1 pseudogene is annotated in these 348 nt (G+C 40.8%); it reads left to right on the plus strand.

From position 1 onward, the window contains the following. Nucleotides 1-348, plus strand: a pseudogene (locus HC175_RS21410) (UDP-glycosyltransferase); the annotation flags it as partial.

A 348-nucleotide genomic window follows, 5' to 3' on the forward strand; every position in this document is an offset into this window, starting at 1 on the left:
CATAGAGTTCGATCAAGTATCCGTAACGGGAAGTCCCCAATTTGAACCACATTTCGACCCAGGTCTGCAAAATAGCCGGTGTGAATTTTTCCGGGAGCATAACCTCGACCCACAAAAAAAATATATTTGTTTTAGTGGCGATGATGTTACCACCTCTCCTGATGATCCCCAGTATTTAAATGATGTTGCAGAAGCGATCCAGGAATTAAATACCAATGGCCATAAACTCGGCATCATCTTCAGGCGTTCTCCGGTAGATTTTTCCGGCAGATATGATAAAGTTTTAAGACAATACCAAAATCTTATAGTTCCAATTACTCCAAAATGGGAAAAAACCGGTGAAATGTG

Source organism: Salinimicrobium oceani (assembly GCF_012037645.1).